This window comes from Ideonella sp., from assembly GCF_036277275.1.
In the GTDB taxonomy this organism is placed as follows: domain Bacteria; phylum Pseudomonadota; class Gammaproteobacteria; order Burkholderiales; family Burkholderiaceae_C; genus Ideonella.
Map to the genome: position 1 here is coordinate 24,330 of NZ_DASUNH010000061.1, position 18,443 is coordinate 42,772.

The following is an 18,443-nucleotide window of genomic DNA, read 5'->3' on the forward strand; positions in this document are numbered from 1 at the left end:
AGCGTCAGTCGGTCACGGGCAAGAGGCCGTCGATGCTACGGCTCATCGTCCACTTGTCGTGATAGAGGATGCCCACGGGTTCGATGACCTCGTCGCGGTACAGGCCCACCTTCAGGTAGTTCAATTGGCCCGGATACTGTGTCGCGATGTAACGCTTCGGCATCACCAACTGGCCGTCGAGATAGAGCTCGACGAAGCCGACCTTCGGATCGGATGACCACTTCACGTGGAAGACGAAATCGCGCCACTGGTTACGCACCAGCGGTGCCTGCCACACCTGCACGCCGGGGCTGCCGCCGATGTTCAGCCGCATCTCTTCGCCGTACACGTAGAACTCGACCGGCGGCGAACCGCTGTTGCCCGAGTGATGCCACTGGGTGAACAGCTGCCAGTGGCGCTCGCTCGGGAAGCTCGCATCGAACATCGTGCTCCACTTGTAGAAGTATTCCGAGCCCGAGGGTTCGTTGGTCACCTGAACCAACTCGTTACGATTTCCGCTCGAATCGATCGGGTCGTCGCCCTGGAAGACCGTGGTCTTCATCGCATAGCGGCCTTGCGTGACCGGCGAGGTCACGACCAGCAGGCGATCGGGGTCGACCATCTGGGCCCCGCTCCACTGCTTGATGTCGCCGGTCTCGAAATTGCCGCGCCACACGATCTCACGCGGGGGCACCTTCGCGGCACAGACACGCGCCTCGGCGAGGCTGGCCCAATCGTTCAGGTTGTTGCCATTGACGGTGATGCGCACGCGCCGTGCCTTGCGCGGATCGAAGCGGTAGGTCTCCGCGTCGACCGTCGTGCCGCTGCTCTGGCCGGTGTAGACGACCTTGTAGTGGATGCCGTCGTTCGAGGTCGAGACGACGAAGTCGTTGCGGCGCTTGTTGCCTTCGTGCCAGGCGACCGACACGCCGCCGACCTTGGCGACCGTGCCGATGTCGTAGTCGATCCACGAGCCTTTGCCGAGGTTGCTCCAGCGGGTATCGAGCCGGCCATCGAGCGTGTTCTCGGGTACGTTGCCGTCGTGACCGCTGGCGATCACCGATGCCACCGCCAGCGGCGTGCAGCGTGGCGTCGGGATGTCGAGCGCATTCGTTTGCGCAGCGGCGGCGCGGTCTTCTGCTGGCGTCGCCATCGCCGGGCCGCCCATGGCCACGGCAAGCGCTGCCGTCAGCACGATCCAACACATCTTCTTCACGGGGTCTCCTTGTGCTCCAAAAAGGTGGGCTGCGCCCGTGGCCGTGTGGGCCGCCGAGCGCGCCCAAGCTGTATCGCCTGGTATCGCGTCGCATCCGCTGGCAACAGCCGATCGGGCGCGAAGCGGCCTCGGCGCAAGAGGCCGACGCGGTGACGATTGTTCGGGTCGCGGCCTGGCAGCGCATGGGCTGAACGGCCCATGCGATGGCCCATGGCGTGACATCGACGCCGTCGCACCATGCGATGTGCCAACCGTCCGTCCCGCCCGTTAGGCCGAATCATCAACAGGTGTCAACGCCACTGAACTTTCGCGCCGCACGTCGACTCAGATGGGCGCCGCGGCGGACAGGAAACAAAGCGCCGTGTGCTGCGGCCCCCGCTTTTCCCTTCTGAAGGAATCGAGATGACCCCCGTGAAAACCCGCGCAGCCCAGATCGCACGCGCGCTGCCAGGCCTGGCACTGATCGGCACGCTGGCTGCGGCCACCTCACTGGCCCGGGCCGACGAAGCGGCCATCCGCAAGAACCTGGCCGATCACATGCCCAAGCTGCCGAAGATCGACGAGGTCAACAAGACGCCGATACCGGGCATCTACGAGCTGCGCCTGGGCAGCGACATCCTGTACTCGGACGAGACCGGCGCCTACCTGTTCGAGGGCGCACTGCTGGAGACCAAGAGCCAGACCGATCTGACCAAGGCCCGCATCGACAAGCTGTCGGTGGTCGATGTCGCCTCCCTGCCGCTGAAGGATGCGATGGTCTTCAAGCAAGGCACGGGCGAGCGCAAGCTGGTGGTCTTCTCAGACCCGAACTGCGGCTATTGCAAGCGCATCGAGCGCGACCTCGTGTCCTTGAAGGACGTGACGATCTACACCTATCTGATCCCGATCCTCGGGCCTGATTCGAACGCCAAGTCGCGCGACATCGTGTGTTCGAAAGACAGCGCGAAAGCCTGGCGCGCCTGGATGATCGACGGCGTCACGCCGGCCAGGCAGAGCGACAAGTGCGACCCAGCGGTGTTGGCGCGCAACCTCGACCTGAGCCGCAAGTACAAGATCCACTCCACCCCGGCGGTGGTGTTCGAAGACGGCACCCGCGCCCCCGGCGCGCTGCCGCTGGACCGCATCGAGGAACGCATGAAGGCGGCCGCCAAGAAGGCGTGAGCGGCGCGCCATTGCAGGCGCGCGCACGCGTGCATCGCGCGTGCAAACGGCGCGCCTGACAGCGCCGCTTTGACCGCGGGGCAGCCGCCCGCGTGTCGCCCACCCAGGGGACGTGCGGCAGCCCACCGACACGGACAATCCCCGGCCATGCCCGTGGAGCCCGCGTCGCTCGTCGCAACGCCTTCGCCTCCTTCAGTCCGGCCGTTCGCGGTCACCAAGATCCGGCCGCCCAGTGTGCGGCCGGACGTCGTTGCGCGCCCGCGCCTGGAAGCCGCGCTGACCGCTGCGCTGCTGCACGCGAGACTGACGCTGCTGGTGGCACCCGCGGGCTTCGGCAAGACGGTGGCGCTGGGCTCCTGCATCGAGGCCGCACGCCAGGCCGGTACGGCCGGCTGCGTGTGGATCAGCGCCGACGAAGACGACGACCTGCCGCGCATCTCGGCCTGCACCGTGGCCGCGCTCGAGCCGTTCAAGGTGCCATGGAAACGCTGGGTGTCCCCCGCTGCCACGGCAGCCGCGCTGACCGGCGCCGACGCGGCACGGCGTCGCGCGATCGCCAACGACTTCGTCAACGCGTTGACCGCCACCACGGTGCCGCGCGGGCTGATCGTCATCGACGACGCGCACCGGCTGGGCGACATGGCGATCTTCGCGTTCCTCGACCACATGATCGAGCGCCTGCCGTCGCACTGGGGCGTCGTGCTGTCGTCGCGTCTCGAGCCACCCATGGCCATCGGGCGCTGGCGCGGACGCGGCGAACTGGCCGAGTTCCGCCAGGCTGAGCTGCGCTTCGAGCTGGGCGAGGTGCGTGCACTGGTCGGTGACACCACCGATGCAGAGCCGTCGTTGCAGCCCGAAGCCTTGCTGGAGCGCACCCAGGGCTGGGCCGCGGGCTTGCGCATGGCGCTGCAGGCGCGGCGCAGCGGCGCCTCGCTGAGCGAGCAGCATGTGTTCGACTTCGTCGCGTCCGAAGTGCTGGCCGAGATGCCCGAGGCCAAGCGCCTGTTTCTCGTGCGCTGCTCGGTGCTGCCGGAGCTGACTGTCGCGCGATGCACCGCCGTGTCGGGCGACCCCGAAGCCGCGCGCTGGCTCGGCGAGATCGAGCGCCAGGGTCTGTTCGTCTCGGTGCGCGGTGAGGGCAGCGACGCGGTGCTGGTGTTGCACGACCTGTTCCGCGCCTGCCTCGAACTGCAGTTGCAGCGCGAGCTGCCGCACGAATGGCCGCACCTGCTGCAACGCGCGGCGCTGCACGAGCCGGACACGCCGCGACGCGTGGGCTTCCTGGTTCGCGCCGGAGCATGGGATGCGGCCAGGGCCGATCTGTTCGAGGCCGCGCCGGCATTGATCACGGCAGGCGTCGTGGGCCCGGTGCACCGCTTGATCGAGCAGTTCCCCGTCGCTGAACGTGACGCGCCCGAGTTCCAGATGATCCGCGGCCTGAGCGCCTGGTCGCAATGGGACTTCGACACGATGCGCGTGGCGATGCGCCGCGCGGTCGACGGCTTTGCGCGCGCCGGCCACGAGCGCCATCGGCGTTGGGCCCTGGCGCACGAGGCGATCGGCCTGCTGGCCTCGCGCCAGCCGCGGGACGCCGCGCCGTTGCTGGCTGAACTGGCCGCCGCACCGCAGGACGGCGAGGTGCTGATCACCACGCTGCATGCGTTGACCTGGCAAGCGCTGGAGCTGGGGCCGCTCGACGATGTGTGTGCGCTGATGGCGCGCGAGCTGCAAGAGATCGAGCGCCACCCGCAGCCGGTGCTCTGGTACAAGGCCTCGCCGACGATGGGCTTCGTCGGCCTGCCCGGGTCACGCGTGGCGCTCACTCGCTACGTCGAAGGTGCCAGCGTCGCGGCGGGCGAGGCTCTTTCTGCCTTGCGTGTGCTGGCGACTGTCATCCAGGGCTGGTTGGAGGCCTGGGCCGGCCAGCCTGACACGGCCCAGGTACTGCTGCAGACGGCGGCCGACGATTCACGCTGGCTCGACCAGGCCGAGGTGATCGGCTGGCAGGTCGCGATGGGCCAGGCGTTCGTGCACGCACTGCATGGGGACGCATCGGCCGCACTGGCCGCCGCACGCCACCCGCTGCCGCGGCCCCGCCCCGGGCTGGCCAGTTCGCGACGTCACACGCTGGAGTCGCTGGGGCTCGCGATCCAGATTCGCATCGCCAGCGCGTTCGGCCTGGAGGCCGACGTTCGCGACGCGCACCAACGCCTCGTCCAGGTGCCGCTGCCGATGGGAAATCGCCCGTTTGCCAGGCACCGCGCCGCGTTGGCCGGGCACGCGGCGCTGGCGCAGGGCCACGCACAGGCCGCACGGCAACATTGGCGCGACGCCCTGCTGGCCCACGAAGGCGACCTGCGCATGCTGGGCCTGGACATGGAGCTGCGCCTGCGGCTGGCGCACGCCGCCGTGCGCGACGGCCACACCGAGCCCGCAGCGCAGTGGCTGCGCCCGGCGCTGGCGCGTGCAACCGCCGAGCAGGCGCCGATGCCGTTGCTGCTGCTGGGCACCGGCGTGCTGAACGACCTGGCGCAGCACGACTGGCAAGACCTGCTGAGCCACGACGAGCGGCAGCAACTGCAATCACTGCACGGCGTTGGCGCCAGACCGCCTGACGACTCGGTGGCCAGGCGCAACGCCCATGCGACAACGGTGGACGCGGGGCCCAGCGAACTGATGCTGACCGAGCGCGAGACCGAGATCCTGCAGCGGCTGGTGGCGGGCGACAGCAACAAGGTGATCGCGAAGGTCTTCGCGCTCAGCCCGCACACGGTGAAGCGGCATGTGGAGAACATCCTCGCCAAGCTGCAGCTGAACTCGCGCGGACAGGTGGCGGCCTGGTTCCACGCCGCCCAGCGCAAGGGTTGAATCGCGGGCCACGCCACCGTCACCGCACCCGACGTACCATGGCCCGTCCATCATGGCCGAGCGACTGTTTCTTCGCCTGGACGGCGACCCCTTGTACGCGCCCGAAACCAGCGTGCCTGCGGGCACCTTGCGCGAGTTCGCCATCGACGCACCGCTGGCCGCGCACGTGGCCCACATCGCGAGCTACCGCGAGGACATTCCCGCCGGGCAGGAACGCATCGAGCGGGTGCTGCCCGACGGGGCGGTGCACCTGATCTTTCACCTCGGTGACGAACCACCGATGGCCGAAGCGGGTCGTGCGGGGCTGGCCGGGGTCGCCGGTGCGAGTGCGTCGCCGACGGTGCTGCGGTTTCGCGGCCAGGTGGCGGGCCTGTCGGTGTCGCTGCGGCCCGGTGCGATCGCGGCGTTGCTGGGCATGCCGGCCGGCGACATCACCAACACCGTGGTCGCGCTCGATGACCTGTGGGGCCCTGCGGCCACGCCGTTGATCGCGCGGCTGCAAGATGCCCGCACCGACGAGGCCCGCGTCGCGATCGTGCAGGCCACGTTGCGCCAGAGGCTGCAGGCCGGCCGCAAGCCGGCGGCATCACCGGCGGCCCATGCGGCGCAGCTGATCGCCACGTCGGGCGGACAACGCGCATTGCGCGACGTGGCCGCGGCAGTGGGCGTGGGGGAGCGTCGCCTGCAACAGCTGTTTCACGCCGAGGTCGGCCTGTCGCCGCGCAGCTGGGGCCGACTCGCCCGCCTGCACGGGTGCCTGCGGGCGTTGCGGCAACAGGCCTCGCCACGCTGGGCCGAGTTGGCGCTGGACGCCGGGTTCTACGACCAGGCACACCTGGTCAACGAGTTCCAGTCGCTGTGCGGCTTGTCACCCCGGCTGTTCCTCGCCCGCGCGCAGGCCGCTGCGCCGGCGCGCGAGGTTTCGGGTTTTTCCAATACCGGCGGCTGACACCGCCCTATCGTGACCGCACGCCCCACGACCAGGAGAAATCATGACGACAGCTTCGAACCACCGCCCCCTGCAAGACTGCGTCGCCATCGTCACCGGGGCCAGCCGCGGTGCCGGCCGCGGCATCGCGCTGGAGCTGGGCGCCGCCGGGGCCTGTGTCTACGTGACCGGCCGCAGCACGCGCCGCGAGCCGGCTACACGCGCCTACCAGCAACTGCTCGAGCTGTCGAAGCTGGACACGCTGCCCGGCAACATCGACGACACGGCCGACGCGGTCACGCAGGCCGGCGGACGCGGCATCGCGGTACGCTGCGACCACACGCACGACGCCGACGTGGCCGCCCTCTTCGCCCGCGTGCAGCGTGACCATGGCCGGCTCGACCTGCTGGTCAACAACGCCTGGGGCGGCCACGAGAGCTTCGACGGCGTGTTCGAGGCGCCGTTCTGGAAGCACCCGCTGGCACACTGGGACACGATGTTCGACCGCGGCGTGCGCAACCACTTGCTGGCCAGCCGCCATGCGGCGCCGCTGCTCGTCGAGCAAAAGCGCGGCCTGATCGTCACCACGACCTACTGGGACCGAGGCCACTACCTGCGCGGCAACCTGTTCTACGACCTGGCCAAATCGACGATGTGCCGGCTGGCTTTCGACATGGCGCAGGAGCTGCGGCCGCACGGCGTCGCATCCGTGGCCGTATCGCCCGGTTGGATGCGGACCGAGTTCGTGCTTGCCGGCCACCAGACCGACGAAGCGCACTGGCATGAGCGAACCGCGCTGGCGCGCACCGAATCGCCCCGCTACCTGGGGCGCGCGGTCGCTGCACTCGCAGCCGACCCGCAGGTGCTGGTCAAGACCGGCCAGGTGCTGCGTGTGGGTGACCTGGCGGGCGAGTACGGCTTCACCGACATCGACGGACGGCGGGTGCCGCCGTTCGAGATCGACGAAACCTGAGATGGCCGCGCGGATCCGCGCGAGCCGGCTGCTGGCGCCCTGAACCTCAGCCCGGGGACAACGCGCGATCGGCAACCGCCTGCATGCCAGCGGCTTCGGCGATCAGCGCGATCGAGCGCCGACGCAAGGCCGGGTCGAACACCGCCGAGACGATCATCAGCTCGTCGGCCTGGGTCTCGTCGGCAAAGCGCTGCAAACCGCTTCGTACGGTGTCGACAGAGCCGATGACCGAACACGCCAGCATGCCGGCGGCGTGGTGCTTCTCGGCCGGGGTCCAATAGCTGTCGATGTCGTCGATCGGCGGCGGGAACAGCCCGCGGCGGTTGCGCACCATGTTCGTGAAGGCTTGCTGCTGCGACGTGAACAGCCGCCGGGCCTCCTCATCGGTCTCGGCGGCGATCACGTTCAGGCCGACCATCGCATGCGGTTTCGGCTGCCGTGCCGACGGCTTGAACGTACTGCGGTAGACCTGCAGCGCCTGGTGCAGAGCCGCCGGCGCGAAGTGCGATGCGAAGGCATAGGGCAGCCCCAGCGCCGCCGCCAACTGGGCGCCGAACAGGCTGGAGCCGAGGATCCACAGCGGTACCCGCAAGCCAGCACCCGGCACCGCGCGAATCGTCTGCCCCTCTTGAACCGGCTCGAACAGCGCCTGCAGCTCCTGCACGTCCTGCACGAAGGTGTCCGCGGCGTGCGGATCGCGCCGCAGTGCCAGCGCGGTGTGCTGGTCGGTGCCCGGCGCGCGGCCCAGGCCCAGGTCGATGCGGCCGGGGTAGAGCGACTCCAGCGTGCCGAACTGCTCGGCGATCACCAGCGGCGAATGGTTGGGCAGCATCACGCCGCCGGCACCGACGCGCATCGTCGTGGTGCCACCGGCCAGGTAGCCGATGACGACCGAGGTCGCCGCGCTGGCGATGCCGGTCATGTTGTGGTGCTCGGCGACCCAGTAGCGGGTGTAGCCCAGCCGTTCGGCGGTCTGCGCCAATACCAGGCTGTGGCGCAGCGCATCGGCCGGCGTGGCGCCGACCGTCACGGGGACGAGGTCGAGAATGGAAAGAGGCAGCATGGCCCAATGTAGGGCGAAGGCATGAACCCCACGCGGTGTCGGCCCTTGCCGATCTGTGCTTACATTCGGGCCGGCATGGGCAGCCGCGCGCCCGCGAATCCTCGACAATGCGCGCCTTCGCGGCTGCACCGCGACCAGTGCATTTCGAGGACCCCATGAGCCAAGACGACAAGACGCCCCCGCCGCTGCCCGACCACCTGTCGGTCGATCCCAAGAGCCCGCACCACGTAACCGCGGTGTTCGAGCACGACGTCGGCATCCGCTTCAACGACAAGGAGCGGCACGACGTCGAGGAATACTGCATCAGCGAAGGCTGGGTCAAGGTAGCGGCCGGCAAGACGGTGGACCGCAAGGGCAAGCCGGTGCTGATCAAGCTGAAGGGCAAGGTCGAGGCGTTCTACCGCTGAGCAGGCACAGATGACGACCTCATCGAACGACTCACGCGCCCGGCAGCGGGCAAGACGACAAGCTTCGGCGGCGGCGGACGGCCCCCACCCGCCCGAGGTGCTGGCCGGCCAGTCGCCCCACGGGCACCGCGACGGCGTCTACTTCGAATCAGCCTTCGCGAGTGCTGCCAAGAAGCCCATCGATGGCGTGGTGCTGCAGGCCGCGCTGGCCGAGCGCGGGTGGTCGGCGCTGGCGCTCGCCGGGGACCCGAAGCGGCCGGCTCGGAAACCGCAAACACTGGAGGCAACCTGGCTCGTCAGCGCCCGGCTCTCGCAGGCCGCGCTCGAAGCCGCCGTCGCCCAGGCCGTGGCGGAACTGCCGGTGTCGGACGGGTCAGACGAGTTGGACGACTGGCTGCAGGATTTCACCCAGTCAGGCCAAGGCGCGAGCTTCGAGCTGGAGCACTTCAAGGGCTGGTCGGCCGCGCAGTGGTTCGACCATGAGTTCGGCGACATCGACGACGGTGAGGATGATGACGACGACGAGGACGATGACGACGTCCCTGTGGCCACCACGCACGCCAACGACGTCGCCACCAAGACCTTCGCCACCTTTCCAGCCGCGCTGCAGGACACGCTGGCCCGCTCGCGGCAGGTGTATGTGCTGCGCAGCGAACAGGCCAGCGACGAAGGCGCCGCCTGGCAACCGACCCTGGCGGCGGCCAGCGAAGCGATCGTGAACGCCCTGGGCGAAATCACCGGCTCGGTCGAGCTGTTCGAACTCGGCAAGAACCGGTGGGCCTACCGAGTCTGGTGAGCCGGGTCAGGCGTGTCGGCGTGGCCACGGCACGCGCTGCGGTCAGTAGTGCCCCGGCCCCGCGAAATGCGGCGCGCTGCGCTTCGCCTGGTCGCCACCAAAGGGCGTCAAGCCGCCGCCGGGTGGCGCGAACTTCTTGAAGTAGTCGAGCACCGTCAGGTCGTGGCGGAAGTTGTCGTCCTGCGGCAGCGGCACGCTGATGTTGGCGGTGCAGTCACGGCCGAGGAAGGTCTGGCAGTTCTGTTGCGCCGAGGCGCTGACCGTCGTCAGGGGCGCCCAGATGTAGCCCGGGTTGGAACCGTCGAGCACCGGCACGGCCACGTTGTCGTAGTGGTTGCCTTCGACCAGCACCCGCGCCGGCTGGCCCGCATCGAGCGCATGCCAGCCGCCGTCGGTGAAGGCGTTGTTGGCCATGTGCAGCATGCTGCTGCCGGTGCCGCTGCCAACGTCGGGCGCGCGACCGGTGAAGTGGCGGAACCAGTTGTTGTTCAGCGTGATCTTGTCGCCGTCGCCCAGCAGCAGCATGTTCCAGTAGTGGCGGCCATCGCAGTAGTGGCCGTACTCGTTCGAGCCGTCGAAATCGTTCCACGAGATGGTCACGTTCGAGGCCTTGCCGTAGCCGGTGACGATCATCTGGCGGCCGATGCGGTGGAAGCGGTTGTGGTCGATCCACACGCGGTCGGCGTTGTTCAGCGAGATCGCGTCGCCGGCGAAGATCACGCCCGGGTTCAGGTCGCGGAACGTGAGGTTTCGGATGATCACGTTCGACGCGCCCTGCGTGACGCTGACGCCTTTGCCGCGGATCGTCGCGCCATTGCCGATGCCGACCAGCGTCTTGTTCGAGCCGATCGCCAGGGCGCTCGCGCCCGACTTGTCGAAGGTGATGTTGAACTTGGTCTTGCCGTCGCAATGCGTGTCGGCATCGTTGAGCAGCACCAGGCGTTCGCGCTTCCACGGCGCCCCGCATTCGCTGTAATCGCAGCCGAGCTTGGTTTGCGTACCTTCGGTGCCGGTGAAGTCGATCGTGCCCTTGACCTTGACGATTCGCGGCGTGGTGTCGGTGCAGGTGCTGCCGCTGAACGAGCCACACAGCGCGTTGCGCAAGGCGTCGGGCGTGGTGACGACGACGGTGCTGCCGCCGGCACCACCGGTGACCGCGGCACCGAAGCCTAGCGGCGTCGACGACGGGGTCGCGGGCACGTACAGGTTCGCGCGCAGCAGCATCGTGCCCTGGGCGCCATCGGCCACCCACACCTTGTTCGCCGGGCCGCCCTTGGGAAAGCCCTTGGGCAAGGCACTGTCCAGCTCCACCGCCACCGGCCAGCTGCTGTCGTCGTAGCCCAGTCCCGCCCATGCACCCGGCGGTCCGCTGATCTCGCTGCCGCTGGCCAGCCTGGCGCGCCACAACACGCCACTGCCGGCGCGACCGAACGCGCCATTCAAATCGGCCACCGCAAACGGCTTCTTGCTGGCGCCCTTCGTGGCCCGCAGCGCGATCGCGTTGTCGCCGATCACCAGCGCTCGCGCATAGGCCGAGAGCCGTGTTGCATCGGCCGAGCGGCCCATGTATTGGCCGTTGATGTAGATCTCGATCTGGCCGCTGCCTTGCACCGTGATCTTGCTTTTCGCGGGGTCGAAGGCATGCGCCGCCGGCGCGGTCAGCACGGTGGCGGCAACGGCCATCACCAGCGCCTGAAAAAGTCTTCTCATTGCCGTGTTTCCTCGTCCAGCTCGGTGACAAGGACTTTAGGCGTAGGCAGATATGACGCGCCGTAAGCGTTTGAAAAAGTATGACCAATCAGATTGGCAGCGCTGTCAATCGTCGCGATACTCGCGCCGCCTCGGGAAGACGCTGGTTTCCCCAGGCGTCCAACAACGAAGCGGTGGCCACCGCGCCCCGCCCCACCACCCGGAGAAGACATCGAATGGACCATCGCCGTGAATGGCTCCTGGCCGCCTTCAGTCTGGTCGCGGCCAGCAGCGCGCAGGCTCGAGACTGGCCCGAGGGCTACTCGAAGTGCGCCGACGAACACGAGACCTGCAAGGTGGGCAGTACGCCCCGTCCGGTCTCCTTCGGCATCAAGGACCGCTGGGTCATCAAGACCCTGACCGGCAGCCCGACCTGCAACATCGCCACGTTCGGCAGCGACCCGTATCCGGGCATGCTGAAGAAGTGCGCGGTCGGACCGATCGGCACACCGCCACCGCCACCGCCACCGCCACCGCCTCCGCCTCCGCCTCCTCCGCCTCCGCCTCCTCCCCCACCGCCGCCGCCGCCCCCGCCGGGCGATGCGAGTCGTGACGTGGCGCCGAAGTCGGGCTGGGCTGGTCACATCGGCACCACCGGCGGCAGCACCGCGCCGGACTCGGCCGTCTACACCGTCAGCTCGCCGTACCAGCTGCTGAAGGTGTTGAAGGACACCGGCAGCAACCCCAAGATCGTCAAGGTCTCGGGCACCATCGACATGACCGCGGCGGACAACGGCGGCCCGTTCAAGAGCGGCTCGGACCAGGCTGCACGCAACGCGATCCGCCTGCCTTCGAACACCACGCTGATCGGTGTCGGCTCGAATGCACAGTTGGTCAACGCGACGGTGCTGATCTACAAGGTCGAGAACGTGATCGTGCGCAACCTGCGCATCGTCAACCCGTGCGACATCGCCCCGGAGTGGGAACCGGACGACGGCGACGACGGCAACTGGAACTCCCGCTTCGACGCCATCACGGTCGACGGCGCCAAGCGCGTGTGGATCGACCACAACCTGTTCACCGATGCGCCGGTGACCGACGACACGCTGCCGATCGTCAACGGCAAGATCAAGCAATGCCACGACGGCGCGCTCGACATCAAGAACGCGGCCGACTACGTCAGCGTGTCCAGCAACATCTTCGACCAGCATTCGAAGAACAACCTGATCGGCTCGTCGGACAGCGCGAGCGGCGATGACGGTCGCCTCTCGGTGACCTTCTCGCAGAACCTGTTCCGTTCGGTGGCCGAACGCTCGCCGCGCGTGCGCTTCGGCAAGGTGCACGTCTACAACAACGCCTATGTCGGAGCCAAGTCGGCCAACGTCTACGACCACGGCTACAGCATCGGCGTCGGCTACAAGGCGCGCATCGTCTCGCAGTCCAACGCCTTCGACATCAGCGGGGCCAGCAGTTGCCCGCACGTGGTGACCAACCCGGGCTCGTCGAGCAAGAGCGGCGCGATCACCGACGTGGGCTCGTTGCTCAATGGCGCAGCGCTGTCGCTGTCCAGCAAGTGCAGCTTCAGCAGCAGCGTCGGCTGGACCGTGCCCTACAGCTACTCGCTGCTGGCGGCCAATGTCGTGCGCACGACCGTCGAGGCCAATGCCGGAACCGGCAAGATCTCGGTGAAGTGATCGCCATCGCGTGGGGTGAACCGCCCCACGCGGCCATCGCCTCGGCACGCAGGTCGTCCTCTCGCCCGCGGTAACGCGGCGAGAAGTGGAAGGGCACGAGGCGGCGCGCGCGCAGCCGGCGAGCGATCTCGCCGGCCTGCCGCGCGGTCAGGTGGTTCTTGCGCGCCGCCTGCTCGTGCTCTTCGTCGAGGAACCTCGATTCGATGTAGAGCAGGTCCACGTCCATCAGGTGGCGCGAGAGCTGCTCGATGTTGGCCTCGGTGAAGCGCAGGTCGGTCACGTAGCCGATGCGGCGGCCAGGCACGGCATCGAGCACCAGCGAACGCAGCTCGCCCACGCTGCGCTGCTGGCGGTGCTCGCCATCGCGGTCGCGCCAGGCCATGTCGATCACCGTGTCATCCGGCGCGCCGGCCAGCAATGCGTCCTTCAAGTCTCGCAGCCACGGCCCGGTCGTCAGGCCCATCGCGCGAACGCGGTCGGCCGCCACGCGCAACTCGGCCTTCTCGTCGATCGCATAGGCGAGCACCGGCATCTCGTGGTCGACGATGCGGCCACGCACGCTGAACAACGCTTCGTCGAGCAGCAGATCACTGTCGCCCGGTGGGTCGGACGGGGCGTTGCGCCGCACGAACAGTTCGCGGCTATCGAAGTGGGCGTGGTATCGCGCACCGTCGGCTTCCAGCGAATGCACCTCAATGCGCATCGGCACCTCGTAGCGATGCACCACGTTCCAGGTGTAGGCGCGCAGCTTGTGTTCGAGCTGGTCGACGAAACCCGGCCCGCCCCACAGCACCAGCCGCGGCGTGCGGCCCAGCCCCAACTTCAACCAGTGGTCGAAGCCTGCGAAGTGGTCCATGTGCGTGTGCGTGACGAAGGCATGCGTGGCCCGCAGCAACACGCGCGGGGCGAGGCGGTCGATCTCGCCCAGGTCGAACAACAAGGCGCGGCGAGCGTCGCGAAGGTCCACCACCAAGCCAGGTTCGTTGGCGCAGGGGTCGATGAGGTGGGGATCGAGTGTCGTTCGCACGCGCCGGGTCGGGCCTCAGTTGAAGAACAGGTAGATGACCAGCAGAACGATACCCGGTACGCCCAGCAGCCATGCGAGGAAATACTTGCCCATGATTGCGCTCCGTGTCGGAAAGTTTTGAAGTGACACGAGCGTAAGAGTTGCGGCCGCCGATGACAGGCAGCCGGCAGCGCAAGTTGACGTAGGACAGTGCCGACCGAGGGGCTCGGTCGGCCGTGAATCGATCAGAACCAGATCTCGACCTGCGCACCGTAGCTGGTGCCCGACTCCTTGCCGTCGAACGCGCTCTCGCCGGTGACGACCGCGCCGTTGACGCCGCTCCACTTCGCGTGTGTCACGTACAGCCGCAGCTCCGGCCGGTTCCAGAAGCCCGGGCCGGTCGCCAGCGTCGGCGCGAAGGTGAACTTGGTCAACCGCTGCGTGTCCTGGCCTTCAGGCTTCACCTGCGACAGGCCCAGCTCGCCGAGCAGCTTGAAGTTCTTCGTCACCGCATAGGACACCCGCCCGCCGAGCGACATCGAGGTCGTCTTGACGCTGTCGCCGGTCACGGCATCGGGCGCCTGCTGCTGCGACCACAGCGCGATCGCCTGGCCACCGAAGTTGCCCTGCTGCCAGTGGATGCTTTCGACCACGCGCCAGGCCTTGGTGCGGCGATCGGCCAGCAGGTCGCCGAAGTTGCTGTTCAGCGCCGCCGTGCCTTGCGCGTACTGCAGCCAGAGGCTGTTCGCGCCGCCGAGGACACCGTCTTGCACGTGGCGCACCGACAGCGCACCACCCTTCGCGCCTTCGGTGGCCTTGGTCAGGGTGCCAATGAGGCTGAGCTTGCCGTCGGGGTTGACACCCCAGTCGTAGAACTCGGCATTCAGCCGGTGGCCGGCGTTGACCTCGTCGCCGTCGGTCTTGTAGTACGCCACGCCCAGCTTGCCGGGACCGAGACCAATCTCTTTCGCGCCGGCGCCGACCCCCTTCATCTCGGTGAAAAAGGTGTCGACGATGTGCACGTCGCCACGGCGGCCGCGCTCCTTGCCGATCCAGAAGACTGTCGTCGGCGAGATGTCGACGCCCTTGATCTCGGCGTACATCTGCTCGATGCCGAGGTCTTCATCGCCCGAGTCGGTGGCGTTGTTGTAGAAGTTGGTCATCAGCACGCCGCGCACGTCGATGCCCTCGACCTTCGCGTCATGGCCGAGGGTGAACTCGCCGTAGATGTCGCACTCGTTGCCCAGGCGGTACTTGAGGCCCGGGCCCGACAGGCCGTAGCAGGCGCGCGAGACGCCCTTCTCCGAGGTGGCACCGGGGCCGGCGCGGAAGTAACCGCCCCAGTCGAAAGCCTGGGCCTGGGCGGTGGCCAGCAGCAGTGCGGCAGCAGCGGTGGTGCGCAAGATTGTCATCGTCGTCTCCTCAAGTTGGCCGAGGTTGAGCAAGTCGTGGGCGCACGCGGCCACGCGCGTTCCCTCCAGGGAACTCACGACTGAAGAAATGGGGGAAGGTGAATCGCGTCGCCGCTAGCGGCGCGTGCCGGTCAAGGCGAAGCCGATCAGGGCAGAGCCGGCGGCAACATCCACTCGTGCGCCGGGTCGTTGCGGAAGACCCAGTGCCGCTGCGGGCCGGCCATCACGTTCAGGTAGTACAGGTCGTAGCCATGGGGCGCGACGACAGGGTGATAGCCGCGCGGCACCAGCACCACGTCGTGGTCTTCGACCGCCATCGCTTCGTCCAGGCTGCGGTCATCGGTGTAGACACGCTGGAAGGCAAAGCCCTGCGGCGGATTCACGCGGTGGTAGTAAGTCTCTTCCAGCTGCGTCTCGCCAGGCAGTGCTTCGGTGTCGTGCTTGTGCGGCGGGTAGCTCGAAGAATGGCCGGCCGGTGTGCGCACTTCCACCACCAGCAGGTGTGCGGCCACCGGGTCGGTGTGGGGCAGGATGTCGCAGACGTAGCGCGTGTTGCTGCCCTGCCCGCGCACCGAGCGCTTCATGCCCTCGGGTGCCAGCAGCGTCACCTGGCGCGCGCGATCATCGGCCGGCGCGGTGCACAGTGCCAGCTCGGTGTCGCTGTCGGCGCTGATCTGCACCTGCGTGCCCGTCGGCACGTACAGCGCCGCGGGCGCCGCATCGTCGAAGACGCTGTCGCGCGTGCCCAGCGCGGCGAAGCGCTGGCCACCGGCCACCACGCTGGCGCGACCGGCCAACACCACCAGACACAGCTCGCGCTGTGCGGTGGACAGCGTCTCCTGCTCGCCGGCGCGCAGGCGCAAGGCACGAAAACCCACATGCTGCCAGCCGGCGCTCTCAGGAGTCACATCGACGATCCGGCGGCCCTCTCGCCGCGCCTTCACGAGCAGCGGGCTCATCGCTGCAACCCGTCCACGATGCGCTTCAGGGTCTCGTAGCCCTTCTTCGCGTAGGCGTAGCTCGGGGCCACCGCCGGGTCTTGTTCTGCCTCCACGACCAGCCAGCCTTCGTAGCCGCCTGCATGCAGCGTGGTCAGCACCGCGCCGAAGTCGATCACGCCATCGCCGGGCACGGTGAAGGTGCCGTTGATCACCCCACGCAGAAACGACCAGCCGTCGTTGCGGGCTTGAGCGACGACGGCAGGCCTCACGTCTTTGCAGTGCACGTGCGCCACGCGATGCAGGTGCTTCTTCAGCGGCTGCACCAGGTCGGTCGCGCCACCGTAGTAGGCGTGACCGGTGTCAAACAGCAGGCCGACCGCCGGGCCGGTGGCCGCCATCAACCGGTCCACGTCTTCGGGCGATTCGACGTAGGCGCCCATGTGGTGGTGGTAGGCGAGCGTCAAGCCGTAGGTGGCTTGCAGATGCTCGGCGAACGCCGTCAGCCGCTCGCCGTAGTCGCGCCATTGATCGCCGGTCGCGAAGCGCGGTCGCTTGGAAAGCGGCGTGTCGATCTGGCCCTGGATCGAGCCGGCCACTTCACCGTAGACGACGACGCGGCAGCCCTGCGCCTGCAGCTTGGCCATGTGCGGCACGCAGCGTTCGATCTCGTCTTTCAACGTGCCTTCAGCGAGCTGGCCGGAGTACCAGCCCGACACACAGGCCACGCCGAACTCGGCGAGCTTGGCCTTCAGTGCTTGCGCTTCCTTCGGAAACTTGTTGCCGAGCTCGAAGCCTTCGTAGCCGATCTCGGCGCCTTCGCGCAACGCGGTCTCCAGCGGTGTTTCGCCGCCCAGCGCGGGCAGGTCGTCGTTGCTCCACGAGATCGGGTTGATGCCGATGCGGACGTTCCAGGGTTTAGCCATGTCGGTTGCTTCAGGGGCGTTGTTGTTGCTTCGCGGCGAGGTAGGCCGCGTGGGCGTTGTTCACTTCGTCGCGTGACGAGACTTCTGGCACCGCCACCTCCCACCAGCAGCCGCCGTCTTCGGTGCTGCGCTCGGGGCTGGTGTCGATGACGATCAGTTGGGTGCGCTTTGCGGCACGGGCGACGACCATCGCCGTCTTGAGTTCGCTGACGCTCGCCACGTGCACCGCATCGGCGCCCAGCGAGCGCGCATGAGCGGCGAAGTCGATGTGCGGCACCTCGCCGCCTTCGGGCACGCAGTCGTCGAGCAGGTTGTTGAAACGCTCGCCGCCGGTCGCACGCTGCAGCCGGTGGATGCAGCCGTAGCCGCGGTTGTCCAGCAGCACGACGATCAGCTTGTGGCCCAGCATCACCGAGGCCGCGATTTCCGAGTTCATCATCAGGTAGGAACCGTCGCCCACCATCACGATGACCTCCTTGTCGGGCCGCGCCATCTTCACGCCCAGGCCGCCGGCGATCTCATAGCCCATGCACGAATAGCCGTATTCGACGTGGTAGTTGCCGGGCTCGGCCGTGCGCCACAGCTTGTGCAGCTCGGCCGGCAAGGTGCCGGCGGCGCAGACGACGATGTCGCCGCGCGGTGAGTCGGCGCCGGAGTCACGCACCGCACCGATCACCTCGGCGTCATAGGGCAGCGTGTTCTGCGGCTCGGCAGTCGTGAGCACAGTGACGCGCTCGCGCCAACCGTCGGCCAGCGCCACGGCGCGCTGGCTCCAGGCCGGGTCGGCCTGCCAGCCCTTGACCAACGAATACAGTCGGTCCAGCCCGGTGCGCGCGTCGGCCACCAGCGGCGTGCCATGCCACTTCGCGGCGTCCAGCGGCTGCACGTTCAGCCCCAGCAGGCGCGCCTGGCTGAACAGCGCGTGCGAGCCCGTGCTGAAGTCTTGCAGCCGGGTGCCGATGGCCAGCACCAGATCGGCCTCACGCGCCAGCGCGTTGGCGGCCGGCGAACCGCTGACACCCAGCGCGCCGGCATTCAACGGGTGGTCCCAGGCCAGGCTGCCCTTGCCGGCCTGCGTCTCGACCACCGGCACACCGTGCGCTTCGGCAAAACGCTGCAAGGCCGAGCCGGCCTGCGCGTACAGCACACCGCCACCGGCGACGATCAGCGGGCGCTTCGCGTCACGCAGCAGTGCGGCGGCGCGCGCCAGTTCGTGCGTGTCCGCGCCGGGCCGGCGGATGTGGATAGTCGTCGGCGCGAGGAAGCTCTCCGGGCAATCGAACGCCATCGTCTGCACGTCTTGCGGCAGCGCCAGGCACACCGGCCCGCACAGCGCCGGGTCGGTCATCACCTGGATCGCGCGCGGCAGCGCCGTCAGGATCTGCTC

General features: G+C 68.2%; 15 protein-coding genes. 7 read left to right on the forward strand and 8 right to left on the reverse strand.

All coding sequences use genetic code 11. The annotated features are described in order from the left end of the window. Positions 1 to 4: 4 nt before the first annotated feature. Positions 5 to 1,186 (reverse strand): heparin lyase I family protein, encoded by a 1,182-nt coding sequence (locus tag VFY73_RS11320; RefSeq protein WP_329718729.1) that lies wholly within the window; start codon positions 1,184 to 1,186, stop codon positions 5 to 7. 411 nt (positions 1,187 to 1,597) lie between these two features. On the opposite strand from VFY73_RS11320, the gene VFY73_RS11325 reads away from it, so the two are divergent. The 4 genes from VFY73_RS11325 to VFY73_RS11340 all read left to right on the forward strand — a co-directional run bounded on the left by VFY73_RS11325 (position 1,598) and on the right by VFY73_RS11340 (position 7,125). Beyond that, positions 1,598 to 2,356, forward strand: coding sequence for a DsbC family protein (locus tag VFY73_RS11325; RefSeq protein WP_329718699.1), 759 nt, complete (start codon positions 1,598 to 1,600; stop codon positions 2,354 to 2,356). A 147-nt stretch (positions 2,357 to 2,503) separates the two neighbouring features. Continuing rightward, positions 2,504 to 5,224 (forward strand): helix-turn-helix transcriptional regulator, encoded by a 2,721-nt coding sequence (locus VFY73_RS11330; RefSeq protein WP_329718701.1) that lies wholly within the window; start codon positions 2,504 to 2,506, stop codon positions 5,222 to 5,224. A 52-nt stretch (positions 5,225 to 5,276) separates the two neighbouring features. Beyond that, positions 5,277 to 6,173, forward strand: coding sequence for a helix-turn-helix domain-containing protein (locus VFY73_RS11335; RefSeq protein ID WP_329718703.1), 897 nt, complete (start codon positions 5,277 to 5,279; stop codon positions 6,171 to 6,173). A 43-nt stretch (positions 6,174 to 6,216) separates the two neighbouring features. Next, complete coding sequence (locus VFY73_RS11340) at positions 6,217 to 7,125, forward strand: SDR family oxidoreductase (protein WP_329718705.1); 909 nt, start codon at positions 6,217 to 6,219, stop codon at positions 7,123 to 7,125. A 46-nt stretch (positions 7,126 to 7,171) separates the two neighbouring features. On the opposite strand, the gene VFY73_RS11345 is transcribed toward VFY73_RS11340, so the two are convergent. Beyond that, positions 7,172 to 8,188, reverse strand: coding sequence for an LLM class flavin-dependent oxidoreductase (locus VFY73_RS11345; protein WP_329718707.1), 1,017 nt, complete (start codon positions 8,186 to 8,188; stop codon positions 7,172 to 7,174). A 155-nt stretch (positions 8,189 to 8,343) separates the two neighbouring features. On the opposite strand from VFY73_RS11345, the gene VFY73_RS11350 reads away from it, so the two are divergent. Together VFY73_RS11350 and VFY73_RS11355 are read left to right on the forward strand one after the other, a co-directional pair. Beyond that, positions 8,344 to 8,595 carry a DUF3297 family protein gene (locus VFY73_RS11350; RefSeq protein WP_329718709.1) on the forward strand — a complete coding sequence of 84 codons (252 nt, stop codon included), beginning with the start codon at positions 8,344 to 8,346 and terminating at the stop codon, positions 8,593 to 8,595. A gap of 10 nt (positions 8,596 to 8,605) precedes the next feature. Beyond that, entirely contained in the window at positions 8,606 to 9,391 is a 786-nt protein-coding gene (locus VFY73_RS11355) for a hypothetical protein (RefSeq protein WP_329718711.1), read from the forward strand. Positions 9,392 to 9,433: 42 nt separating this feature from the next. On the opposite strand, the gene VFY73_RS11360 is transcribed toward VFY73_RS11355, so the two are convergent. After that, positions 9,434 to 11,101 (reverse strand): polysaccharide lyase family 1 protein, encoded by a 1,668-nt coding sequence (locus VFY73_RS11360; RefSeq protein ID WP_329718713.1) that lies wholly within the window; start codon positions 11,099 to 11,101, stop codon positions 9,434 to 9,436. Positions 11,102 to 11,316: 215 nt separating this feature from the next. Here VFY73_RS11360 and VFY73_RS11365 point away from each other — a divergent pair, with 215 nt between their 5' ends. Beyond that, a complete protein-coding gene (locus tag VFY73_RS11365; RefSeq protein ID WP_329718715.1) occupies positions 11,317 to 12,774 on the forward strand; it encodes a hypothetical protein in 1,458 nt (485 codons plus the stop codon). Here VFY73_RS11365 and VFY73_RS11370 read toward each other — a convergent pair. The 5 genes from VFY73_RS11370 to VFY73_RS11390 all read right to left on the reverse strand — a co-directional run. Further along, positions 12,662 to 13,801, reverse strand: coding sequence for a ribonuclease Z (locus VFY73_RS11370; protein ID WP_329718717.1), 1,140 nt, complete (start codon positions 13,799 to 13,801; stop codon positions 12,662 to 12,664). The two genes, VFY73_RS11365 and VFY73_RS11370, sit on opposite strands and share 113 nt — an antisense overlap. Before the next feature lie 224 nt (positions 13,802 to 14,025). Continuing rightward, entirely contained in the window at positions 14,026 to 15,192 is a 1,167-nt protein-coding gene (locus VFY73_RS11375) for a carbohydrate porin (protein ID WP_329718719.1), read from the reverse strand. 146 nt (positions 15,193 to 15,338) lie between these two features. Beyond that, positions 15,339 to 16,151: a 5-deoxy-glucuronate isomerase gene (gene iolB, locus VFY73_RS11380; protein WP_329718721.1), complete on the reverse strand. Its 813-nt coding sequence runs from the start codon at positions 16,149 to 16,151 to the stop codon at positions 15,339 to 15,341. Next, positions 16,148 to 17,056, reverse strand: coding sequence for a myo-inosose-2 dehydratase (iolE, locus tag VFY73_RS11385; RefSeq protein WP_329718723.1), 909 nt, complete (start codon positions 17,054 to 17,056; stop codon positions 16,148 to 16,150). The genes iolB and iolE overlap by 4 nt, the downstream gene beginning before the upstream one ends. Positions 17,057 to 17,066: 10 nt before the next feature. Continuing rightward, a partial coding sequence (locus tag VFY73_RS11390; protein WP_329718725.1) for a thiamine pyrophosphate-dependent enzyme occupies positions 17,067 to 18,443 on the reverse strand: 1,377 nt, incomplete at its 5' end.

What these genes read in the sequence shown, in the direction of transcription:
- VFY73_RS11320 (WP_329718729.1), bottom strand. Translation starts at nt 1,186, where the DNA reads ATGTGTTGGATCGTGCTGACGGCAGCGCTTGCCGTGGCCATGGGCGGC.
- VFY73_RS11325 (WP_329718699.1), top strand. Translation starts at nt 1,598, where the DNA reads ATGACCCCCGTGAAAACCCGCGCAGCCCAGATCGCACGCGCGCTGCCA.
- VFY73_RS11330 (WP_329718701.1), top strand. Translation starts at nt 2,504, where the DNA reads ATGCCCGTGGAGCCCGCGTCGCTCGTCGCAACGCCTTCGCCTCCTTCA.
- VFY73_RS11335 (WP_329718703.1), top strand. Translation starts at nt 5,277, where the DNA reads ATGGCCGAGCGACTGTTTCTTCGCCTGGACGGCGACCCCTTGTACGCG.
- VFY73_RS11340 (WP_329718705.1), top strand. Translation starts at nt 6,217, where the DNA reads ATGACGACAGCTTCGAACCACCGCCCCCTGCAAGACTGCGTCGCCATC.
- VFY73_RS11345 (WP_329718707.1), bottom strand. Translation starts at nt 8,188, where the DNA reads ATGCTGCCTCTTTCCATTCTCGACCTCGTCCCCGTGACGGTCGGCGCC.
- VFY73_RS11350 (WP_329718709.1), top strand. Translation starts at nt 8,344, where the DNA reads ATGAGCCAAGACGACAAGACGCCCCCGCCGCTGCCCGACCACCTGTCG.
- VFY73_RS11355 (WP_329718711.1), top strand. Translation starts at nt 8,606, where the DNA reads ATGACGACCTCATCGAACGACTCACGCGCCCGGCAGCGGGCAAGACGA.
- VFY73_RS11360 (WP_329718713.1), bottom strand. Translation starts at nt 11,101, where the DNA reads ATGAGAAGACTTTTTCAGGCGCTGGTGATGGCCGTTGCCGCCACCGTG.
- VFY73_RS11365 (WP_329718715.1), top strand. Translation starts at nt 11,317, where the DNA reads ATGGACCATCGCCGTGAATGGCTCCTGGCCGCCTTCAGTCTGGTCGCG.
- VFY73_RS11375 (WP_329718719.1), bottom strand. Translation starts at nt 15,192, where the DNA reads ATGACAATCTTGCGCACCACCGCTGCTGCCGCACTGCTGCTGGCCACC.
- iolB (WP_329718721.1), bottom strand. Translation starts at nt 16,151, where the DNA reads ATGAGCCCGCTGCTCGTGAAGGCGCGGCGAGAGGGCCGCCGGATCGTC.
- iolE (WP_329718723.1), bottom strand. Translation starts at nt 17,056, where the DNA reads ATGGCTAAACCCTGGAACGTCCGCATCGGCATCAACCCGATCTCGTGG.